The 2,959-nt window shown below is 49.8% G+C and carries 2 protein-coding genes and 1 pseudogene; all 3 read left to right on the top strand.

Features of this window, described 5'->3' with window-relative positions; translation table 11 throughout:
• The first annotated feature begins 147 nt into the window (after window positions 1-147).
• A complete protein-coding gene (locus tag ABYW01_RS18100) occupies window positions 148-1,491 on the top strand; it encodes a Na(+)-translocating NADH-quinone reductase subunit A (protein ID WP_372835524.1) in 1,344 nt (447 codons plus the stop codon).
• Window positions 1,492-1,495: 4 nt separating this feature from the next.
• Window positions 1,496-2,707 carry an NADH:ubiquinone reductase (Na(+)-transporting) subunit B gene (locus ABYW01_RS18095; protein WP_372835521.1) on the top strand — a complete coding sequence of 404 codons (1,212 nt, stop codon included), beginning with the start codon at window positions 1,496-1,498 and terminating at the stop codon, window positions 2,705-2,707.
• A pseudogene (locus ABYW01_RS18090) lies at window positions 2,697-2,959 on the top strand (Na(+)-translocating NADH-quinone reductase subunit C); the annotation flags it as partial. The gene ABYW01_RS18095 and the pseudogene ABYW01_RS18090, both read left to right, overlap by 11 nt.

Raw genomic sequence — 2,959 nt, 5'->3', positions numbered from 1 at the left:
GTATACTTATTCGGATTTTTGGGTTGGGTTTGCTTCGTTTCGATAACAACTTAAAAGCATGTTTTTTTGCAGGCGGGGACAGCTGTGCGAAAACTGCACAAAGTGAAACGGGGTTCCTGAAAACTATAACGTGATTGGGTGAGGCGAATGATCAAGATCAAACAAGGTCTGGATCTACCGATTACGGGCGCACCGGAGCAGACTATTTCTGGCTCCCCGGAAGTGCGTTCGGTCGCCGTGATTGGCTCTGATTTTGTTGGCATGAAGCCAACTATGGCCGTCAAGGTAGGAGATCGAGTAAAACTCGGTCAAGTGATCTTTTCCGACAAGAAGACAGAAGGTGTTAAATACACCGCGCCTGGAGCAGGCGTTGTCAAAGAAATTAACCGTGGCGAACGTCGTGTACTGCAGTCTGTTGTGATCGAACTGGATGACAACGAAGAAGCAGTAGAGTTTGCGAAATACGAAGCGTCTCAGTTGGAGTCTCTGACTACCGAACAGGTACAGGAGAATCTGATTGAGTCTGGTATGTGGACCGCTCTGCGGACACGTCCTTTCAGCCGAGTGCCACAGCCGGGTACAACCGCGCATTCTGTATTTGTTACTGCGATGGATACCAATCCATTGGCAGCCGATCCAGCGATCTTTATCGCTGAACAGAGTGAAGCGTTTGTTAATGGCTTAAAAGTGCTGCGTAAGCTGGCAGATAATAATGTTTATCTGTGTAAGGCGCCTGGTGCAAATATCCCTACCACTGATGGTGTGACTGTAGAAGAGTTCGATGGTCCTCACCCAGCGGGTAATGCGGGAACGCACATTCACTTCCTCGAACCAGTCTCTCAGTCTAAGACAGTTTGGACGATTGGTTATCAGGATGTGATCGCAGTGGGTCATCTGTTTACTTCCGGCCGTATCTTTACTGATCGCGTTGTCGCTCTGGGTGGTCCTATGGCGTATCGCGCAGGTCTGTTGCGTGCGCGTATGGGGGCTAATCTGGATGATCTGCTGGTAGGCATCACTAAAGGTGATAACAACCGTGTGATCAGTGGTTCTGTATGGAATGGTCGCGCAGCGGGCGGTGCTTTCGGGTATCTCGGTCGTTATGCGAATCAGATTTCTGTGCTTGAAGAAGGCGATGAGCGTGAATTTATTGGCTGGCTGCTGCCGGGGTCGAATAAGTTCTCCGTTCTGAATGTCTTCACCTCTTTCCTGAATCGTGGCAGTAAGAAATTTGACTTCACCACGACTACTCATGGCTCTGAACGTGCGATGGTGCCTGTAGGCCAGTTCGAAGAGATGATGCCACTGGATATCCTGCCAACTCAGTTGTTGCGTGCGCTGGTAACCGGCGACATTGTGACTGCCATGCAGTTGGGCTGTCTGGAACTCGATGAGGAAGATCTTGCTCTCTGTACTTTTGCCTGTCCGGGTAAGTATGAGTATGGCCCGATCCTGCGCGATAACCTGACACGTATCGAGAAGGAGGCCTGATCATATGAAGAGCCTAAGAAACGTTCTTGATAAAATGGAGCCGCATTTCCATAAAGGCGGCAAATACGAAAACTGGTATGCGCTGTACGAAGCAGCCGATACTATTTTCTACACACCAGGTCAGGTGACTAAGACAGCAGCTCACGTACGTGATGCGGTTGATCTGAAGCGCATGATGATTCTGGTATGGATGTGTACGTTCCCTGCAGTATTCATGGGTATGTATAACGTTGGTTTGCAGGCGAACACTGCAATGGCATCTCTGGGTTTGACAGAAGCGTCTACCTGGCAGGGTGCAATCGCGGGTGCGCTCACCAGCTTTGATCCAAATTCAATATGGGATAACGTGATTCACGGTGCTGCCTATTGGCTGCCGATCTACATTGTGACCTTTGTAGTGGGCGGTTTCTGGGAAGTGCTGTTTGCGATGAAACGCGGTCACGAAGTTAACGAAGGTTTCTTTGTTACTTCTATCCTGTTCTGTCTGATCCTTCCTCCTACGGTTCCTCTCTGGCAGGTTGCACTGGGCATTAGCTTCGGTGTGGTTGTTGGTAAAGAGGTATTTGGTGGTACTGGTAAGAACTTCCTTAACCCTGCTTTGACAGGTCGTGCCTTCCTCTTCTTCGCATATCCTGCGCAGATGTCCGGCGATGCGATCTGGACTGCTGTAGACGGTTTCTCCGGCGCTACGCCGTTGGGTCTGGCTGCATTGGGCGGTGTTGATGCGATCCTTGCACAGAGCATTACTTGGTTTGATGCGTTCATCGGTACGATTCCGGGTTCTGTAGGTGAAGTATCCACGCTGGCGATAGCGATGGGTGGTGTGGTTCTATTGATAGCTAAAGTGGCCGCATGGCGGATCGTAGCCGGTGTAATGCTGGGTATGGTTGCGATGTCTACGCTGCTGAATATCATCGGTTCCGATACTAATCCAATGTTCTCTATGCCGTTCTACTGGCATCTGGTGCTGGGTGGCTTTGCATTCGGTATGTTCTTCATGGCAACCGATCCAGTATCCGCATCCATGACGAACAAAGGTAAATGGTACTTCGGTGCTTTGATCGGTGTGATGGTTGTACTGATTCGTGTGGTTAACCCGGCGTTCCCAGAGGGAATGATGCTGGCGATTCTGTTCGCGAACCTGTTTGCACCGCTGATCGATAACTTTGTTGTTCAGGCGAATATTAAACGGAGGATGGCACGCAATGTCGGCTAATAAAGACACAATCGGTAAAACAATTACCGTTGCAGTTCTGCTGTGCGTAGTCTGCTCCGTTATCGTATCCGCAGCGGCAGTACTGCTGAAACCGATTCAGGTCGCGAACAAAGAGCTTGACCGTAAAAGTAACATTCTGGCCGCTGCGAATATCGATTACGCAGGTCAGGACGTTATCAAGCTGTTTGATGAGCGTATCAAGACCAAAATCGTTGATATGGAAACCGGTAAGTACACAGACGCAGTTGATGC

It is taken from the genome of Pontibacterium sp., from assembly GCF_041587635.1.
Lineage (GTDB): Bacteria > Pseudomonadota > Gammaproteobacteria > Pseudomonadales > Balneatricaceae > Pontibacterium.
Note: the sequence above shows the minus strand (reverse complement) of the source record. Positions and strands in the feature narration are given on the sequence as shown.